Genomic DNA, 825 nt, shown 5'->3' with positions numbered 1-825 from the left:
TAGGGTCTGTTTACATTCGATGAAATGTGTTTACATCTTGTTTTTTGCACAAGCGGGCCAAGATGATTCGAAAGTTACTGAGCGACGAGGTATGGGCACGAATCGAATCTGTGTTGCCGGGCAAGGAAGGCGACCCAGGAAGAACGGCGGCCGACAATCGCTGGTTTGTCGAAGCGGTTCTCTGGATTGGCCGAACCGGCTGCCCGTGGCGCGATTTGCCAAAGGCGTTCGGACGATGGCATACGGTGTACATGCGCTTCTCCAGATGGCGTCGCAAGGGTGTGTGGGAACGCGTGATCCACGCCGTGGCCGACGAAACCGAGATCAAGCATGTGTTGATCGATTCGACCATCGTGCGTGCGCACCAGCATTCGTCCGGAGCTCGAAAAAAACGGTCCGCAACGCTCGGCCGCTCGCGGGGCGGACTGACCACCCAGTTGCACCTGGCCGTCGATGACGCCGGACGCCCGCTGCGGTTGATTGCCACCGAGGGGCAAGTCTCCGATATTTTTCGTGTGCGAATGAACTGGTTGAGCCTCTGCGCACCGGGGCGGTCATCGCCGACAAGGGCTACGACTCGAACGCCTTTGTAGAGAGCATCCGCGCTACACGTGCGAAGGCCGTCATCCCGCCGCGTTCGAACCGAAAGACCAAGCGTCGCTATAGCCGCGTGCTGTATCGGACCCGGAACATCGTCGAACGCTTTTTCAATCGCATCAAACATTTTCATCGTGTCGCCACTCGCTACGACAAGCTTTCAGGCAACTATTTCGCCTTCGCCTCGCTTGCCTGTGCCTTTGGGCCGCTGGTGAGAATGTGAACAGA

The 825-nt window shown here is 57.8% G+C and carries 1 protein-coding gene; it reads left to right on the top strand.

What is annotated here, in order from left to right:
- Positions 1-62 precede the first annotated feature (62 nt).
- Positions 63-820, top strand: a protein-coding gene (locus WS69_RS31960) for an IS5 family transposase (RefSeq protein ID WP_156438333.1) whose coding sequence is annotated in 2 segments (ribosomal slippage) — positions 63-509 and positions 512-820 — 756 coding nt in all. Because the reading frame shifts where the segments join, the coding sequence is not laid out codon by codon here.
- Positions 821-825: the final 5 nt, after the last annotated feature.

Origin of the sequence: Burkholderia sp. BDU5, assembly GCF_001522845.1 — a bacterium.
GTDB classification, from domain to species: domain Bacteria; phylum Pseudomonadota; class Gammaproteobacteria; order Burkholderiales; family Burkholderiaceae; genus Burkholderia; species Burkholderia mayonis.
Note: the sequence above shows the minus strand (reverse complement) of the source record. Positions and strands in the feature narration are given on the sequence as shown.